Source organism: Mesorhizobium sp. P2_D6 (genome assembly GCF_056404315.1).
On the sequence record NZ_JBFUEG010000006.1, the window covers coordinates 338,309 to 354,024 of the forward strand.

Below are 15,716 nucleotides of genomic sequence, written 5' to 3' on the forward strand. Positions count from 1 at the left end.
ACTTCCGTCCCGTCAGTTTCGTGGCTATCTATGAGATGCGCCGTACGCTAGTGCGGCGCATCAATCATTTCAGCACCGCGAGAACCCGCCCATGATGCGTCAGTATGAGCTTGTCGAGCGCGTCGCGCGCTACAAGCCTGACGTCAACGAGGCGTTGCTCAACAAGGCCTATGTCTACGCCATGCAGAAGCATGGCCACCAGAAGCGCGCGTCCGGCGATCCCTATTTCTCCCATCCGCTCGAAGTCGCCGCCATCCTCACCGAAATGCACATGGACGAGGCGACGATCGCCGTCGCTCTGCTGCACGACACGATCGAGGACACCACCGCGACGCGGGCCGAGATTGACGATCTGTTCGGCCCCGAAATGGGCAAACTGGTCGAGGGTCTGACCAAGCTGAAGAAGCTCGATCTCGTCTCCAAGAAGGCCGAGCAGGCGGAGAACCTGCGCAAGCTGCTGCTGGCCATCTCGGAGGATGTGCGCGTCCTTCTGGTCAAGCTCGCCGACCGTTTGCACAACATGCGCACCCTCGACCACATGCCCGAGGCCAAGCGCCTGCGCATCGCCGAGGAGACGATGGATATCTATGCGCCGCTCGCTGGGCGCATGGGCATGCAAGGCATGCGCGAGGAGCTGGAGGAGATCGCCTTCCGCTTCATCAATCCGGAAGCCTACCGCGCCGTCACCGCGCGGCTTGCCGAGATCTTCGAGCGCAACAAAGGGGTGCTGACCGACATTGAGAAGGCGCTGTCGGCGCTGTTCGAGAAGCACGCGATCAACGCGGGCGTGAAGAGCCGGCAGAAGAAGCCGTGGTCGGTGTTTCGCAAGATGGAGGCCAAGGCGCTGTCCTTCGAGCAGCTCTCCGACATTTTCGGTTTCCGCGTCGTCGTCGACAGCGTCGAAGATTGTTACCGCGCGCTCGGCGCCATCCACACGACATGGTCGATGGTGCCCGGCCGCTTCAAGGATTACATCTCGACGCCGAAGCAGAACGATTACCGCTCGATCCACACCACAATCGTCGGCCCCTCGCGCCAGCGCGTCGAACTGCAGATCCGCACCCGCGAGATGAACAAGATCGCCGAATACGGCGTCGCCGCCCATTCGATCTACAAGGACACCGGCGGCAAGACCAACGGTGCGGCCCATACGATCTCGAAAGAGACCAACGCCTATGCCTGGCTGCGGCGCACCATCGAGCAACTGGCCGAAGGCGACAACCCGGAAGATTTCCTCGAAAACACCAAGCTGGAGCTGTTCCAGGACCAGGTGTTCTGCTTCACGCCGAAAGGCATGCTGATCGCGCTGCCACGCGGCGCCACCCCCATCGATTTCGCCTATGCCGTGCACACCGATGTCGGCGACACCTGCGTCGGCGCCAAGGTCAACGGCCGCATCATGCCGCTGATGACCGAGCTCAAGAACGGCGACGAGGTCGAGATCATCCGCTCCAAGGCGCAGGTGCCGCCCGCTGCCTGGGAATCGGTTGTTGTCACCGGCAAGGCGCGCTCGGCCATCCGCCGCGCCACCAAGAACGCCATCCGCAAGCAATATTCCGGTCTCGGCGCCCGCATCCTCGAGCGCGCTTTCGAACGCGCCGGCAAGACCTTCACCAAGGAAAACCTGAAGCCGGTGCTGCACCGGCTGGCGCGCAAGGACATCGAGGATGTGCTGGCCTCCGTCGGGCGCGGCGAGCTTGCCTCGACCGACGTCATGAAGGCGGTCTTTCCCGACTACAAGGACGAGCGCGTCACCGTCAGTGCCCCCAAGCAGCGCGAGGAGGGCTGGTCGAAGATCCGCAACGCCGCCGGCATGCTGTTCCAGATGCCCGGTACGCGAGCCGCGCGCAAGGATAAGGACCAGCCGCGCGATGGCGCTGTGCCGATCCGCGGCGTGCGAGGCGACCTGCCGGTGCGCTTCGCGCCGGAAGGAGCCGTGCCCGGCGACCGCATCGTCGGCATCGTCCAGCCCGGCACCGGCATCACCATCTATCCCATCCAGTCGCCGGCGCTGCAGGCCTTCGACGACCAGCCGGAGCGCTGGATCGACGTGCGCTGGGACATTGACGAGCAGACCAAGGAGCGCTTTCCGGCGCGCGTCTCGGTCACCGCCATCAACGCGCCAGGGTCGTTGGCCGACATCGCCCAGGTGGTTGCCTCGAACGACGCCAACATCCATACGCTGTCGATGGTGCGCACCGCGCCCGACTTCACCGAAATGCTGATCGATCTCGAAGTCTGGGATCTGAAGCACCTCAACCGGCTGCTGTCGCAGCTCAAGGACAATTCGAGCGTCAGCGATGCGCGGCGCGTCAACGGCTAACCACTGATTTCGGGGCAGGGCAGGATGAATACGGACGAAGTGCTGGGCATATTCCGCGAGGCGGGCGCTGTTCTGGAGGGACATTTCATCCTGACATCAGGCCTGCGCAGTCCGGTCTTCCTGCAGAAGGCGCGGGTCTTCATGCATGCCGACAAGACCGAGCGCCTGTGCAAGGCGCTGGCCGAAAAGATCCGCAAGGCGGTGCCGGGCAAGATAGACTATGTCGTCGGCCCGGCGATCGGCGGTCTGATCCCGGCCTACGAGACGTCGCGCCATCTCGGCGTCCCTGCAATCTGGGTCGAGCGCGAAGGCGGCGAGTTCAGGCTGCGCCGCTTCGGGATCGCGCCGGGCTCGCGCGTCGTCATCGTCGAGGACATCGTCACCACCGGCCTCTCGATCCGCGAGACCATCGACTGCCTGCGCGCGCTTGGCGCTGAGGTCGTGGCGGCGGCCTGCATCATCGACCGCTCGGCCGGCAAGACCAATGTCGGCGTGCCGCTGATCGCGCTCGCCGAATATGAAGTGCCGGCCTATCCGGCCGACCGCCTGCCGCCGGAACTGGCCGCCATCCCGGCGATCAAGCCCGGCAGCCGCAACATCTAACCGGGAGGGTCGTCGCGTGATCGCCGGTATCGATCATTTCGTGCTGACGGTCCGCTCGGTGGAGGCCACCTGCGCGTTCTATCAGCGCGTGCTAGGCCTGAAACGTCTCGACGAGCCGAACCGGCCGACGGCGTTGCTGTTCGGGTCGCAGAAGATCAACCTGCATGAAGTCGGTCGCACTTTTGAGCCGAAAGCCAGGACGCCGACCGCCGGGTCCGGCGATTTCTGTCTGGTCGCCGCCAGGCCGCTCGCCGAGATCTGTGGCAGCCTGGAGGTCAATGGCGTGGCAATAGAAGTCGGTCCGGTCGAACGTACCGGCGCTCGCGGCCCAATGATGTCGGTCTATTTTCGCGATCCGGACGGCAATCTGGTCGAAGTCAGCGAATATCGGGAATAGTCTATCCGCCTCGGCATGGTCTTCGCGGCCGGGCCTTATCGTCGTCATCTAACCTCTCACCTGAGGTTGTCCTCAGTTTCGCCCCAATGGCGCTCCTTTACAGGACTGCGGCAGACCAGCGCGGCGGCGTTTCGTTGTTCCGCGGCAAGGCAGTCGCTATATTAAAGTCGTTGTTGCCTTTCTGCGCCCTCGAAGCGCAAGATAGACCTATCGCCTCCGGCCTTGGATGGTTGGGGCGTTGCTGAACGGGAATTGAAACAGAGTGCTTTTTCGACGCCGCAAGCCTGATGGCCTGTTGGAGCGGGTGCGTACCTATCTATGGCCGCGCCGCTCGTTTTCCCGCTCGTTGCAGTATTTCTCCAAGCGCATCCTCAGGCTGAAGGCGACGCCGCACGCAGTGGCGGCCGGCGTCGCGGCCGGCGTGTTCGCCTCCTTCTTTCCACTCGGCTTCCATTTCGCCGTCGCCGCCGTGCTCTGCTGGGTAATTGCCGGCAATCTGGTGGCCGCCGCCCTCGGCGCGGTATTCTTCGGCAATCCGCTGACTTTCCCGCTGCTGTGGGGGGCGTCCTGGGAAGTCGGCAAGCTGATCCTGCATGAACGCCTGCCCAAGAACGGACCGCCTGCGCATCTTGGTGAGATGATGCACACGCTGTCGTTTGCCAAACTGTGGCACCCGGTGCTGGAGCCGATGCTGATCGGCGCGGTGCCGCTTGGGCTGGTCTTCGGGCTCATCTTCTACGGCATCACCCGCTGGGGCATGACCGCCTTTCGCGAGCAGCGCCGCAAGCGCATGGCCGAACGGGTACACAAAGCCGGCCACGGCGGACGAGAAGTTCCGGCGGAATGATCATCGGCATCGGCAGCGACCTGATCGACATCAGACGCATCGAAAAGTCGCTGGAACGGCATGGCCAGCGTTTCATCCAGCGCATCTACACCGAGGTCGAGCAAGCCCGATCCGAGGGCCGGGCCGGGCGTGCCGCCTCCTATGCCAAGCGCTTCGCCGCCAAGGAGGCCTGCGCCAAGGCGCTCGGCACCGGCCTGGCGCAGGGCGTGTTCTGGCGCGACATGGGTGTCGTCAACCTGCCCAGCGGCAAGCCGACCATGGCGCTGACCGGCGGGGCGGCTGCGCGACTGGCCGGAATCCTGCCGCAAGGACACAAAGCGGCGATCCACCTCACAATCACCGATGATTTCCCGCTCGCTCAAGCCTTTGTGATCATCGAGGCGTTGCCCGCCGAACAAGCGCCACATTGATTGCGTCTGACGACCGGCGATTATATCTAACGCCGGCATGACGTTGCCCAGCGCGCGCCGAGACTCTATACCATCCAAGCACAATCGAGGACGACATGAGCGTGGTTGAAAAATCCGAGAAGAAATCCGGCGGGCTTGGCGAAATCGTCAGCGTCATCATCCAGGCTTTGCTGCTGGCCATGGTCATCCGCACGCTCCTGTTCCAGCCCTTCTCGATCCCGTCGGGGTCGATGCGGCCGACCTTGCTCGAAGGCGACTATCTCTTCGTCACCAAATGGTCCTATGGCTTCTCGCGCTATTCGCTGCCGTTCGGCCCCGACATCTTTTCGGGCCGCATCTGGGGTTCCGACCCGAAGCGTGGCGACGTGGTGGTGTTCAAGTTCCCGCCGGATCCGTCGCTCGATTACATCAAGCGCGTCGTCGGCCTCCCCGGCGACCGTATCCAGATGAAGGACGGCCAGCTGTTCATCAATGGCCAGGGTGTTCCGCGCGTGAAGACCGGCCAGATCCAAAATCCTGACATCACCGAAGTGCCTGAGCCGGTCGATGTCTATCGCGAGACCCTGCCCAACGGCGTCAGCTACGACACGCTCGACCTGACACCGAATTCGATCACCGACAACACCCGCGAGTTCGTTGTGCCGCCCGGCAATTACTTCATGATGGGCGACAACCGGGACAATTCTTCCGACAGCCGCCTAAGCGTCGGCTACGTCCCGGCGGAAAATCTGGTCGGCCGCGCCAACATCGTCTTCTTCTCGATTGCCGGGAAGGCGAGTCCGCTCGAGATCTGGAAATGGCCGTCGCTGGTGCGCCTGTCGCGCATGTTCCATTTCGTAAATTGATGGCTTTGAAGCGCCCGACTGGTGGAACCCTGGCCGATTTGGTGAAAGCCAGAACCGGCCATTCCTTCCGGGATGTCCGTTTGCTCGAGACCGCGCTGACCCATTCCAGTGCGGTCAGGGCCAACAGCAACAACCAGCGCCTCGAATTCCTCGGCGACCGCGTGCTCGGCCTGATCGTTGCCGACCTGCTTTTCGAAAAATTTCCCGAAGCGCCGGAAGGTGAAATCGCCCCTCGCTTCAATGCCCTGGTCGATGCGCGGACATGTTCCGAGATCGGCATTGAAATGCAGCTGGAAGATCTGGTGCGGGCCGACGCTGCCTTGAAGGCGCGCTCGCGCGGCTCGGGCGGAAACTATCTGGCGGATGCGGTCGAGGCGCTGATCGCGGCGGTCTATATCGATGGCGGCCTCGATGCGGCCAGGCAATTCGTCCTGCGATACTGGGAGCCGCGCTCGCAAAAGGTCGTGGCAAAGCCGCCCAATCCGAAATCCGACCTGCAGGAATGGATCGCCAAGAGCAGCGATGTCAGGCCCGAATACGCGATCGAAAAACGCGAAGGACCTGAACACCAACCGGTCTTCACGGTGTCCGTGAAGGTCAGTGGTTTTGCCCCGGCAAGCGGCATGGGCGGCTCTCGCCGTGCAGCCGAAGAAGCGGCGGCATCGGCATTTCTGTTACGCGAAGGCATCTGGGCCAACCAAGGGAGTGCGGCATGACCGCCAGCGAAGACCTCCCTCCGGCAGCGGAGACGCCTACAACGCATTCCGGCTTCGTCGCCCTGATCGGCGCGCCCAATGCCGGTAAGTCGACTTTGGTCAACCAGCTGGTCGGCGCCAAAGTGTCGATCGTCACCCACAAGGTGCAGACCACCCGCGCTATCGTGCGCGGCATCGCCACGCACGACAATGCGCAGATTGTCTTCGTCGACACACCCGGCATCTTCAAGCCGAAGCGCCGGCTCGACACCGCGATGGTGACCACCGCCTGGGGCGGCGCCAAGGACGCCGATATCGTGCTGCTCTTGATCGATGCCGAGCGCGGCATCAGGGGTGACGCCGATGCCATCCTCGAGCGGCTGAAAGACGTCCGCCAGCCGATGGTGCTGATCCTCAACAAGGTCGACCGGGTCAAGCACGAGGCGCTGCTGGCCTTGGCCGCGGCAGCAAACGAAAAAGTGCCGTTCAAGCGCACCTTCATGGTCTCGGCGTTGACCGGCTCCGGCTGCAAGGATTTGCTCGATTACCTCGCGCAGGCGCTGCCAGTCGGCCCCTGGTACTATCCGGAGGATCAGATCTCCGACCTACCGATGCGCCAGCTGGCAGCCGAGATCACGCGCGAAAAGCTGTATTTGCGGCTGCATCAGGAGTTGCCCTATTCCTCCCATATCGAGACCGAGAAATGGGAAGAGAAGCCGGACGGCTCGGTGCGTATCGACCAGACCATCTATGTCGAGCGCGACAGCCAGAAGAAGATCGTGCTAGGCCACAAGGGCGAGACGATCCGCGCCATCGGGCAGGCCGCGCGGATGGAGATCGCCGGCATTTTGGAACAGAAGGTGCACCTGTTCCTGTTCGTCAAGGTGCGCGAGAACTGGGGCGACGACCCTGAGCGCTACCGCGAGATGGGGCTTGAGTTTCCCCATTGAGCTTCGTCGTCTAGAACTGCCGCCCCGGCAGTTTGAGATGACGATATGAGTGACACAAAACTGACCATCGATACCGATCTCGTGCGCCGGTTGAAAGCCGGGAGACGTTTCGCGAACATATCGACGTCGATGAAGCGACCTGGACACGCGGCCGCGGCTGGACGCTGTGGAAGGCGCTGATCACCGTTGCCGGACACGACGCTAACCAGGCCGAGGCCGAAAGATCCCGGCGCGTGATCGATGAGGTGCTGGCTGATCATGCGAACTTCACGCGATAGTAGCATTTCGACGGTGTGTCGGCGGTCCAATGTCAGCACAGATCGCACGCGGCGCGCCAAAATCTTGATTTCGCCACGCATCCGGTGACAAGCTCCCGGCATGGAATGGCGCGACGAGGGAATCATTCTCGGCACCCGCAAGCATGGCGAAACCAGCGCCATCCTCGAGGTGATGACGCGCGCGCATGGCCGCCATCTCGGCCTGGTGCGCGGCGGCCGCTCGCGCAAGCAGCAGCCGGTGCTGCAGCCCGGCAATCGCGTCGACCTGTTGTGGCGGGCCCGCCTCGACGAGCATCTCGGCATCTTTCAGGCCGAGGCGATCGAGATGAATGCCGCCCGGCTGATGGACAGCGCGGTGGCCGTCTACGGCCTGCAGACCATGGCCGCGCATCTGAGGCTGCTGCCGGAGCGCGACGCCCATGGCGGCCTCTACGAGACGCTGGCCGTGATGATCGCCCATCTCGACGATCCAGATGCCGCCGGTGAATTGGTGGCGCGCTTCGAACTGCTCATCCTCGACGAGCTCGGCTTCGGCCTCGATCTCAGCCAGTGCGCGGCGACGGGCGCCCGGCAGGATCTGGCCTATGTCTCGCCGAAATCCGGCCGCGCCGTGTCGCGCCAGGCCGGCGCGCCATGGCGCGACAAGATGCTGGTGCTGCCGGCCTTCCTGCAGCGCGGCTCTGGTCTGCGCGCCGATCAGGCGGCACTCGAGGATGCGTTCCGGCTGACCGGTTTCTTCTTCACCCGCCATGTCTATGAGCCGCGCGGCATCGAACAGCCCGACGCGCGTGCCGGCTTCCTCGCCGCCTTGCGCAAGCACCATTCGGGCGGCAAGGCCGCCGCAACAACACACGCTGCCCCAGAAATCCCAACCTGAGCATCATCATATGAGCGAAGTCGAACTTTATCCCGGCCGGGTGTCGCCGCTTGGCCTCGGCACCATTCCGCTTGGCGACCTGCACGAATACAGCGGCCTCGAACTTTTGCAGCGCATCATCGACGGCAAATATCCGGCGCCGCCGATTTCCTTCCGGCTGAATTTTACCCTGACCGAAGTGTCGGAGGGGCGGGCGGTATTTCGCGGCATGCCGAGCGAGCGCCATCTCAACCCGCTGGGCGGCGTGCATGGCGGCTGGGCGGCGACGCTGCTGGATTCGGCGCTGGCCTGCGCAGTGCAGACGCTGCTCGAGAAGGGCGAGGCCTACACGACGGCGGAGTTCAAGGTGAATTTTACGCGGCCGATCACTCCAAAGACCGGCGAAGTGGTCTGCGAGGGCAAGATCGTCCACAAAGGCCGCACGCTGGCGGTGTCGGAAGCAACGCTGAAGGACGCGCAGGGCAAATTGCTCGCCTTCGGCACCGAGACATGCTCGATCTTCCCAGCCGCCAATCTGGCGGCGCGCTGAGGAAGGCGGCTTTGGCTCAGCCGGCTTTGCGCCGTTCCATGAAATCATCGAGGATGGCGCGTTGACCGCTGAGGATTTTGAGGCTGGCTTCAGGCAATGAAAACCAGCCGGCTCTGTCAACTTCGGGGAATTCCTTCATCGAGCCCGACCTTGGCGGCCATTCGAGGGTGAACATGTCGCTTTTGATGGCATCGGTATCGATATCGACTTCGACGCTCCAGGCGATGACGATCTTGCCGCCCGGTTGCCGATAGCTGCCAACGGGCTCGAAATCGCCATCGATGGCGACGCCGAGTTCCTCTCCGGCCTCGCGCCGGGCGGCCGCCAGCTCATCCTCGTTCTCTTCGATGAGACCCTTGGGGATAGACCACGCGCCTTCGTCCTTCCTTGCCCAGAAGGGACCACCGGGATGGACCAGCAGAAACTCGAGAATGCCGGCCCTTGTCCGGTGGATCAGCAGTCCCGCGCTTCTTCTAGGCATTCGATTGTCCTCGTAGCTCATTTGAGGATAGCATGGGTCCCTGGCAAGTAGCGGCAGCGCCATTCCTGACCATCCGGGATGATGGGTGAGGATAACGACTGTAGACCGCTGGAATTTGCCGGCGAAACATGCTCGATGATTTCTCTCCGCTCACCATTGCGGTGGCGTGACTTGAATAGCCGTCTGGGGTGGCCGTGTGGCCGCCGCAATTGTCAGTGAAAACTGGCCTGGTTTGGGGGAACCGCCATGTTTGAAAGCCTGATTGGCGCTGTCGTCGTTGTCGTGCTGTTCGTCCTCGTCTTGCGCCAGCAGGGCCGCATCAGCCTGATCGAGCGCGAACTCGGCGCGCTGCGCAGCCTGGTTCTGTCCGGCGTGAATGTTGCTGCGCCCGCTGCCAAGGCGGTTGAGGCAGCCGTAAATGACAGCGTGCCGGCGGATGCCGCTCAGGCCACCACAGCGATTGCCGACATAGCTTCGCCAACAGTAGCCGAAGTGGCACAAGCAGCGCCCGCGGCGCCCGAAGCGGCCACCAGCGAGCCCATGCCGGAACTGTCAGCAGCGGCCAAGGCGGCGTTGACCGGATCCGCGCCGGCTGCCACCGCGAAAGCGGCCCGGCAGTCCGAAGTCGAAACCGCGCTCGGCACACGATGGGCGGTCTGGGTCGGCGGCATCGCGCTGGCCTTGGGCGGCCTGTTCCTGATCCGCTACACCATCGAGGCCGGCATTTTCGGCCCGGAAGTGCGGCTGGCCCTGGCGGCATTGCTCGGTCTGGTGCTGATCGGCGGCGGCGAGTTCATCCGCCGCACGGGCTTCAAGGTCCCAGTGGAAGGAGTGGCTGGCGCCTACATCCCGGCGATCCTGACGGCCGCCGGCGCCTTCATCCTGTTCGGCACGGTCTATGCCGCCCATGCCGTTTACGGCTTCGTCGGCCCGGCCTTCGCCTTCACCGTGCTCGGCGCCATCGGCGTGGCAACGATTGTCGCCGCTCTCGTCCACGGCCAGGCACTGGCCGGCATCGGCCTTGTCGGTTCAATGGCAACGCCGGCGCTTGTGTCCTCGCAGGCACCCAACCCATGGGCGCTGTTCATCTATCTCGCCATCGTGCTTGCCGCCACCGCGGTGATCGCCCGCATGCGCGACTGGAAATTCCTGATCGCGGCGGCCTTCTTCGGCACCGGCGCCTGGACCATCGCCTACATGATGGCTGCGCCCGGAACTGACCTTGCTGTCATCCTGTTTATCGACGCGGTGACGCTGGCTGTGCTTGCTTTTGTCTGGCTGGGCAGTCGTGGCGGCGAAGCGGAAACGGCAAAGAACGGTTTCGACTGGCCCTCGATCGTGCCTGGCGTCTTCGTTGCGTTTTCGGCGCTCGGCCTGTCCGTCGACACGACACTGGTCGCCGCCGGCGGCGCCTTGCCGGGCGCAACCGTCCTCGTTGCCCTTGTCGCCACCGCACTCTACCGGCCGCGCGCTTTGCCCCTGCTTCATGCCGCCGGTGTGGTGAGCGTGATGATCTATCTCGGCATTATTCCGCCCGCCACCATCGGCTCGGACATATCCCAGGGAAACATAGGCTTTGACGGCATGCCGGTGGCCGCCGGAAACCCGTGGACGCTGCACATCGGCATCGGTCTCGGCTTGGTCTTCATCGGCGCCGGCTTCTGGGCCGCACGCCGCTTCGCCGCCACCGCGCAGGTTCGCGCGGCATGCTGGACGGCATGGGGCGTCGCCGCGCCGCTGGTCATCCTGCTGGCGCTTTGGTTCGCCTACGGCAATCTCGACCGCGATCTTGCTTACACCGCAGTCGCTGCCCTTCTGGTTGTCGCCTTCGCCGCAGGCGGCGAATGGATCGCGCGCGCCGAACAGCCGCCGCTCAAGGGCGACATCGCCGTCTCCTTCGCGCTTTGCGGATCGGCTCTGGCCGGCCTCCTGATGCTGCATATGGCCTTCGGTTCCGGTTGGACCACGCTGCTTGCCGGCGTGGCCGCCGTCGTGCCGGCGCTGGCGACGCGCTGGCGCTCCTATCCGGTGCTCGGCTGGATTTCGGTCGGCGCGGTCGTCGCCGTGCTTGGTCGCGTTGCCTTCGATCCGACCATCATCGGCGCCGGATCGCTGACGACGACGCCGGTGTTCAACTGGCTGCTGCCGGGATACGGCGTGCCGGCGCTGGCCTTCGGCTTCGCCGCCTGGCAACTCGCCCGCACCACCAATGGCCGGCCGCGCCTTGCCATGGAGGCGGGGGCAGCCCTGTTCGCGCTGCTCACCGTCGCCATGCTGGTGCGCCACGCCATGCATGGCGGCATCATCGACACCGGCACCGTCACGCTCGCCGAACAGGCGATCTATACGCTGATCGCCATCGGCGCCGGCGCCATATTGGTCGCCATCGACATGCGCTCGCCAAGCTCGGTGCTCCGCTACGGCTCGATGGTCGCCGGCGTGGTCTCGGTCGCCTTCATCGTCTTCCAGCATTTCCTGGTGCTGAACCCGCTGTTCACAGACGAGTCGACCGGTCAGATCCCGGTGTTCAACCTGTTGTTCCTGGCCTACCTCCTGCCGGCCATCGCCGCCGGCGGGCTGGCGCTCTATGCCAGGTACAAGCGGCCGCCATGGTATGCGCAGATGCTGGCGGTGGTCGCGGCACTGCTTGTCTTCGCCTACGCCACACTGTCGGTCAGGCGCGTGTTCAAGGGCGAGTTCATCGGCCTGTGGAGCGGTCTCGGCCAGCTCGAGACCTACACCTATTCGGCGCTCTGGCTGGTCATCGGCGTCGTGCTGCTGACCGCCGGCGTCTGGCTGAAATCGCAGGTGCTGCGCATTGCCTCGGCGGCGCTGATCGCGATAGCCGTGGTGAAAGTCTTCCTCTTCGACATGTCGGAGCTGGAAGGCGTGCTCAGGGCGCTGTCCTTCATCGGCCTGGGTGCGGTGCTGATCGGCATCGGGCTGTTCTACCAGCGGCTGCTGACGCGGGCGGCGAGGGAGGACATTCCGGAATCTTGATGGAATATCCAGGATGGGATATGTAGATATCCATCGTAGGATATTCCATGCCGCTCTATATACGTGACGACGAAGTGGATGCGCTGGCTACCAGATTACAGCGCGAGACGAACGCTCCAACCAAAACGGAAGCTGTTCGGATTGCGCTCGTCCACGAACTCGAACGCAACCGCGCTGCTGTGCCGCTACGGGACCGGATCGCCAGTCTTCAGGACAAGGCCAAGAAGCTTGGTCTGCCCAATCCCGATTTCGATATGAAGAAATTTAGCGACGAGATGTGGGAAGACTGATGTTTGTCGACGCATCAGTGATCGTCGCAATTCTCAACCAAGAGGCGGGGTGGGAGGAATTGCTGAAGCGGCTTTCCGGTTTTTCCGGGCAGGTCTGTGTTTCTCCGTTGGTGCACTTCGAAGCAACACAGGCGCTGGCACGCGCCGGCGCCGGGTCACGCAAACCCAGCGCTGACGCCCTTCTCCATGCTCGCGATCTGGTCGATGAGTTCATTGTGGAGGTCATGGGAGAGAGTCTGGCCATCGACGACGACATCGGCTCTCGGGCCATTGACGCGAGTGCCCGTTACGGCAAAGCCGTTGGACACAAGGCGGATCTGAATCTCGGGGACTGTTTCGCCTATGCGTGTGCGAAAAGCCGCGATCTTCCGCTGCTCTACAAGGGCAATGATTTCGCACTGACCGATTTGGGATAATTCGGCTTTCTTGTTGATTGCCGGGAATAATTTGGCCGATCACGTCGTTATCTCATTGCTTGGGTGACCGGGGCGGCGGACCGCTTCGCGCTGGACGCTTGCGCCGCGCCGGGAAGGCGCGTTCAATCGGGTTAAACAAGGGCGACCTAAGAACCAGCGGTCATGGACGAAAAGAAGGCAGCAATCCTTGGTGAAATACCGCGCCTGCGCCGCTACGCACGCTCGCTTCTGCGCGACCGCGATTCCGCCGACGATCTCGTCCAGGATTGCCTCGAACGGGCGCTCTTGCGGCTCGAGAGCTGGCAGACAGGAGAAAGCCCCCGGAGGTGGCTGTTTACGATCATGCATCATTTGTTCATCGATCAGATGCGCAAGGTGAACCGGCGCGGTGAGGCGGCGATCCTGCCGCTCGACGCAAACGAGGCACAGGCAGTTCCCGCCGAGCAGGCGGAGAATGCCGCCTCGCGCGAGATCATCGACGCTCTGCAGGCGATCAGCCCCGACCGCCGCGCCGCTCTCGTCATGGTTGCCATCGAAGGATTTTCCTATGCCGAGGCTGCCAACATTCTCGGCGTGCCCGCCGGCACGCTGATGTCGCGCATAGCGCGCGGGCGAGAGGAGCTGCGCAGCCTGCTCGACGACACGGTGCGCCGCCGCTCGATAAGGATCGTCGAGAAATGACCCGCCGCGATTTTTCCGAACGCGATATCCACATGGCCCTCGACGGCGAACTGCCGGGCGACGAGCGCGCCGCCTATGACGCCTGGATCGACGCCAATCCCGAAATGAAGGCGAAAAGCGCCCGCTACACCGCCGACCGCGCCGCACTGCGCGCCGCCTTTGCCGGCGTGCTCGACGAGCCCGTGCCGGTGCTGTTGAAGCAGATCGTGCGCGGTGAAGGCGCGACCAAAGTGGCGGCGCGGCAGTCGCGCTGGTGGCTTGCGGCCGCGGCGGCCGCGGTGCTCGTCGTCGGCGGTCTTGGCGGCTATTTTGCCGGCATCGACGGTATCGGCAGGGATGACGGGGCAGACGACCAGCTGGCCGAGGAGGCTATCGCCGCCCATGTCATCTATGCCGCCGAACAACGCCATGCGGTGGAAGTGCCGGCCAGCGACAAGGATCATCTGCAGACCTGGCTGTCCAACCGTGTCGGCCTGAAGCTGGTGGCGCCCGATCTGGTGGCGGAGGGCTTCCAGCTGGTTGGCGGCCGGCTGCTGCCCGCCGGCCAGGGCAAGGCCGCCATGCTGCTTTACGAGGACGCCAAGGGCCAGCGCATCTCCCTATTCGTTACCGCTGATTCCTCAGCCAAGTCCAAGGGTACCTACATGGCCGACGCCGATGGTCCCGAGGCGGTCTACTGGCTGGACAAGGGCTATGCCTGTGCAGTCGTCGGTTCGCTGCCGCGCGAGCAGCTGGCGGCAGTGGCCAAGCGCGCCTATGGCCAGCTAGTGGCCGGCCTCGCCAGTTGAGCGCATTCCGTTTTCGCAGCCGTGCAAAGGGGGCGGCGGCGCACTTCGCGGTGCCGCTCCCATCGCCCGCCGCTCGCGGCGGAACTGTCACAATTCGGCCCTATTCAAGGTGCGATAGCGCTTGGCTGTACATCGGCGTTTCGGCCGATGTTTGCGACGTGTTCGACCGGGGCTTTCCTCCCACTCAATCGAGGTTTTCTGAACCCGCATGCCTGCCGAGATTCGCAAGGCCCGCGCGTCCGACGTCGATGACCTCGCCGCCATCGAGAAGGCGGTTTTTTCCAGTGACCGCATTTCCCGGCGCTCCTTTCGCCTGTTGATCGAACGCGAGACCGCCGAGATGCTGGTCGCCGAAAGCGATGGCCGCGTCGCCGGCTACGCCGTGGTGCTGTTTCGCAAGGGCAGCGGCGTCGCCCGGCTCTATTCGCTTGCCACCGGCCCGTTTTTCGGCGGCCGCGGCGTTGGCCGCATGCTGCTTGCAGCGGCCGAAGAGGCCGCCTTCGAGCATGACCGCATGATGCTGCGCCTCGAAGTGCGCGAGGACAATCTTCGCGCCATCGGCATCTATGAGCAGAGCGGCTACCGCAAGATCGGCCGCGAACCTGGCTATTACGAGGATGGCGCCACCGCGCTGCGTTACGAAAAGACCTTGCGCGGCGATATTCCGGTCGCCACCAAAGTGCCGTTCTACCAGCAGACCTGTGAGTTCACCTGCGGCCCGTGCTGCCTGATGATGGCGATGGCCAATTTCGATTCCGGCTTCGTGCCCGATCCGGTCATGGAAATCCGCCTCTGGCGCGAGGCGACGACGGTGTTCATGATGTCCGGCCCGGGCGGCTGCGAGCCGTTCGGCCTTGCGGTGGCCGGCCACGAAAACGGGCTGGCGGCGGAAATCTTTGTGTCCTTCTACGGTGCGCTGTTCCTGCAGTCGGTGCGCAGCGAGGACAAGCGCCGGGTGATGGAACTTGCCCAGGTCGACTTTCGCCGCCGCGCGGAACAATACGGCATCCCGGTGAATTACCGTCCATTCGCCATCGACGACATCCGTGGCGCCCTGGCTCAGGGAAAACTGGTGCTGGTGCTGATCAGCGGCTTCCTGATGTTCGGCAAGAAGGTGCCGCATTGGGTGCTGGCCATCGGCGACGACGGCGATCATATCCTGATCCATGATCCCTGGGTCGAGGACGAAAGACAGGAGACCATCCTCGATGCCGCCAACATTCCCGTCCCCCACGGCATCTTCATGAACATGGCGCAATTCGGCCGCGACGGACTGCGTGCCGCCATCACTCTTGGGAAACGCTGA

Annotated in this window: 17 protein-coding genes; 16 read left to right on the plus strand and 1 reads right to left on the minus strand. The window is 63.8% G+C overall.

Annotated elements, in window-relative coordinates; genetic code table 11:
- Positions 1-91 precede the first annotated feature (91 nt).
- The 10 genes from AC1D1L_RS15985 to AC1D1L_RS16030 all read left to right on the plus strand — a co-directional run bounded on the left by AC1D1L_RS15985 (position 92) and on the right by AC1D1L_RS16030 (position 8,754).
- Positions 92-2,323, plus strand: a complete 2,232-nt coding sequence (locus AC1D1L_RS15985) for a RelA/SpoT family protein (protein ID WP_142867696.1) — start codon at positions 92-94, stop codon at positions 2,321-2,323.
- Between the two features lie 24 nt (positions 2,324-2,347).
- Entirely contained in the window at positions 2,348-2,926 is a 579-nt protein-coding gene (pyrE, locus tag AC1D1L_RS15990) for an orotate phosphoribosyltransferase (protein WP_477342527.1), read from the plus strand.
- A gap of 16 nt (positions 2,927-2,942) precedes the next feature.
- Positions 2,943-3,323 carry a VOC family protein gene (locus AC1D1L_RS15995; protein ID WP_477342528.1) on the plus strand — a complete coding sequence of 127 codons (381 nt, stop codon included), beginning with the start codon at positions 2,943-2,945 and terminating at the stop codon, positions 3,321-3,323.
- A 262-nt stretch (positions 3,324-3,585) separates the two neighbouring features.
- Positions 3,586-4,170, plus strand: a complete 585-nt coding sequence (locus tag AC1D1L_RS16000) for a DUF2062 domain-containing protein (RefSeq protein ID WP_477342529.1) — start codon at positions 3,586-3,588, stop codon at positions 4,168-4,170.
- Complete coding sequence (acpS, locus tag AC1D1L_RS16005; RefSeq protein WP_352584957.1) at positions 4,167-4,580, plus strand: holo-ACP synthase; 414 nt, start codon at positions 4,167-4,169, stop codon at positions 4,578-4,580. Before AC1D1L_RS16000 ends, acpS begins: the two co-directional genes overlap by 4 nt.
- A 95-nt stretch (positions 4,581-4,675) precedes the next feature.
- Positions 4,676-5,425 carry a signal peptidase I gene (lepB, locus tag AC1D1L_RS16010; protein ID WP_352584959.1) on the plus strand — a complete coding sequence of 250 codons (750 nt, stop codon included), beginning with the start codon at positions 4,676-4,678 and terminating at the stop codon, positions 5,423-5,425.
- Entirely contained in the window at positions 5,425-6,141 is a 717-nt protein-coding gene (gene rnc, locus AC1D1L_RS16015) for a ribonuclease III (RefSeq protein ID WP_477342530.1), read from the plus strand. The genes lepB and rnc overlap by 1 nt, the downstream gene beginning before the upstream one ends.
- Positions 6,138-7,070 (plus strand): GTPase Era, encoded by a 933-nt coding sequence (gene era, locus AC1D1L_RS16020; protein WP_477342531.1) that lies wholly within the window; start codon positions 6,138-6,140, stop codon positions 7,068-7,070. Before rnc ends, era begins: the two co-directional genes overlap by 4 nt.
- A gap of 378 nt (positions 7,071-7,448) precedes the next feature.
- On the plus strand, positions 7,449-8,225 hold the full coding sequence (gene recO, locus AC1D1L_RS16025; protein ID WP_477342532.1) for a DNA repair protein RecO: 777 nt from the start codon (positions 7,449-7,451) through the stop codon (positions 8,223-8,225).
- Positions 8,226-8,235: 10 nt separating this feature from the next.
- Complete coding sequence (locus tag AC1D1L_RS16030) at positions 8,236-8,754, plus strand: PaaI family thioesterase (protein WP_477342533.1); 519 nt, start codon at positions 8,236-8,238, stop codon at positions 8,752-8,754.
- Between the two features lie 16 nt (positions 8,755-8,770).
- On the opposite strand, the gene AC1D1L_RS16035 is transcribed toward AC1D1L_RS16030, so the two are convergent.
- Positions 8,771-9,235, minus strand: coding sequence for an NUDIX hydrolase (locus tag AC1D1L_RS16035; protein WP_477342534.1), 465 nt, complete (start codon positions 9,233-9,235; stop codon positions 8,771-8,773).
- 246 nt (positions 9,236-9,481) lie between these two features.
- Between AC1D1L_RS16035 and AC1D1L_RS16040 the strand changes: the two genes are divergently transcribed.
- The 6 genes from AC1D1L_RS16040 (at position 9,482) to AC1D1L_RS16065 (ending at position 15,716) form a co-directional block, all read left to right on the plus strand.
- The gene (locus AC1D1L_RS16040) at positions 9,482-12,235 is read left to right on the plus strand and encodes a DUF2339 domain-containing protein (protein WP_477342535.1); all 2,754 of its coding nucleotides are present in this window, start codon (positions 9,482-9,484) and stop codon (positions 12,233-12,235) included.
- A 47-nt stretch (positions 12,236-12,282) separates the two neighbouring features.
- Complete coding sequence (locus tag AC1D1L_RS16045; protein ID WP_477342536.1) at positions 12,283-12,525, plus strand: type II toxin-antitoxin system VapB family antitoxin; 243 nt, start codon at positions 12,283-12,285, stop codon at positions 12,523-12,525.
- Positions 12,522-12,941 carry a type II toxin-antitoxin system VapC family toxin gene (locus tag AC1D1L_RS16050; RefSeq protein WP_477342568.1) on the plus strand — a complete coding sequence of 140 codons (420 nt, stop codon included), beginning with the start codon at positions 12,522-12,524 and terminating at the stop codon, positions 12,939-12,941. Before AC1D1L_RS16045 ends, AC1D1L_RS16050 begins: the two co-directional genes overlap by 4 nt.
- 162 nt (positions 12,942-13,103) lie before the next feature.
- Positions 13,104-13,622: a sigma-70 family RNA polymerase sigma factor gene (locus tag AC1D1L_RS16055; RefSeq protein ID WP_477342537.1), complete on the plus strand. Its 519-nt coding sequence runs from the start codon at positions 13,104-13,106 to the stop codon at positions 13,620-13,622.
- On the plus strand, positions 13,619-14,410 hold the full coding sequence (locus AC1D1L_RS16060) for an anti-sigma factor family protein (protein WP_477342538.1): 792 nt from the start codon (positions 13,619-13,621) through the stop codon (positions 14,408-14,410). The genes AC1D1L_RS16055 and AC1D1L_RS16060 overlap by 4 nt, the downstream gene beginning before the upstream one ends.
- Positions 14,411-14,618: 208 nt before the next feature.
- Positions 14,619-15,716 carry a peptidase C39 family protein gene (locus AC1D1L_RS16065; RefSeq protein WP_477342539.1) on the plus strand — a complete coding sequence of 366 codons (1,098 nt, stop codon included), beginning with the start codon at positions 14,619-14,621 and terminating at the stop codon, positions 15,714-15,716.

Coding starts and splice junctions, on each gene's coding strand:
- AC1D1L_RS16035 (WP_477342534.1), bottom strand. CDS start 9,235: ATGCCTAGAAGAAGCGCGGGACTGCTGATCCACCGGACAAGGGCCGGC.
- AC1D1L_RS16060 (WP_477342538.1), top strand. CDS start 13,619: ATGACCCGCCGCGATTTTTCCGAACGCGATATCCACATGGCCCTCGAC.
- AC1D1L_RS16045 (WP_477342536.1), top strand. CDS start 12,283: ATGCCGCTCTATATACGTGACGACGAAGTGGATGCGCTGGCTACCAGA.
- era (WP_477342531.1), top strand. CDS start 6,138: ATGACCGCCAGCGAAGACCTCCCTCCGGCAGCGGAGACGCCTACAACG.
- AC1D1L_RS15985 (WP_142867696.1), top strand. CDS start 92: ATGATGCGTCAGTATGAGCTTGTCGAGCGCGTCGCGCGCTACAAGCCT.
- recO (WP_477342532.1), top strand. CDS start 7,449: ATGGAATGGCGCGACGAGGGAATCATTCTCGGCACCCGCAAGCATGGC.
- AC1D1L_RS16065 (WP_477342539.1), top strand. CDS start 14,619: ATGCCTGCCGAGATTCGCAAGGCCCGCGCGTCCGACGTCGATGACCTC.
- AC1D1L_RS16040 (WP_477342535.1), top strand. CDS start 9,482: ATGTTTGAAAGCCTGATTGGCGCTGTCGTCGTTGTCGTGCTGTTCGTC.
- pyrE (WP_477342527.1), top strand. CDS start 2,348: ATGAATACGGACGAAGTGCTGGGCATATTCCGCGAGGCGGGCGCTGTT.
- lepB (WP_352584959.1), top strand. CDS start 4,676: ATGAGCGTGGTTGAAAAATCCGAGAAGAAATCCGGCGGGCTTGGCGAA.
- rnc (WP_477342530.1), top strand. CDS start 5,425: ATGGCTTTGAAGCGCCCGACTGGTGGAACCCTGGCCGATTTGGTGAAA.
- AC1D1L_RS16030 (WP_477342533.1), top strand. CDS start 8,236: ATGAGCGAAGTCGAACTTTATCCCGGCCGGGTGTCGCCGCTTGGCCTC.
- acpS (WP_352584957.1), top strand. CDS start 4,167: ATGATCATCGGCATCGGCAGCGACCTGATCGACATCAGACGCATCGAA.
- AC1D1L_RS16055 (WP_477342537.1), top strand. CDS start 13,104: ATGGACGAAAAGAAGGCAGCAATCCTTGGTGAAATACCGCGCCTGCGC.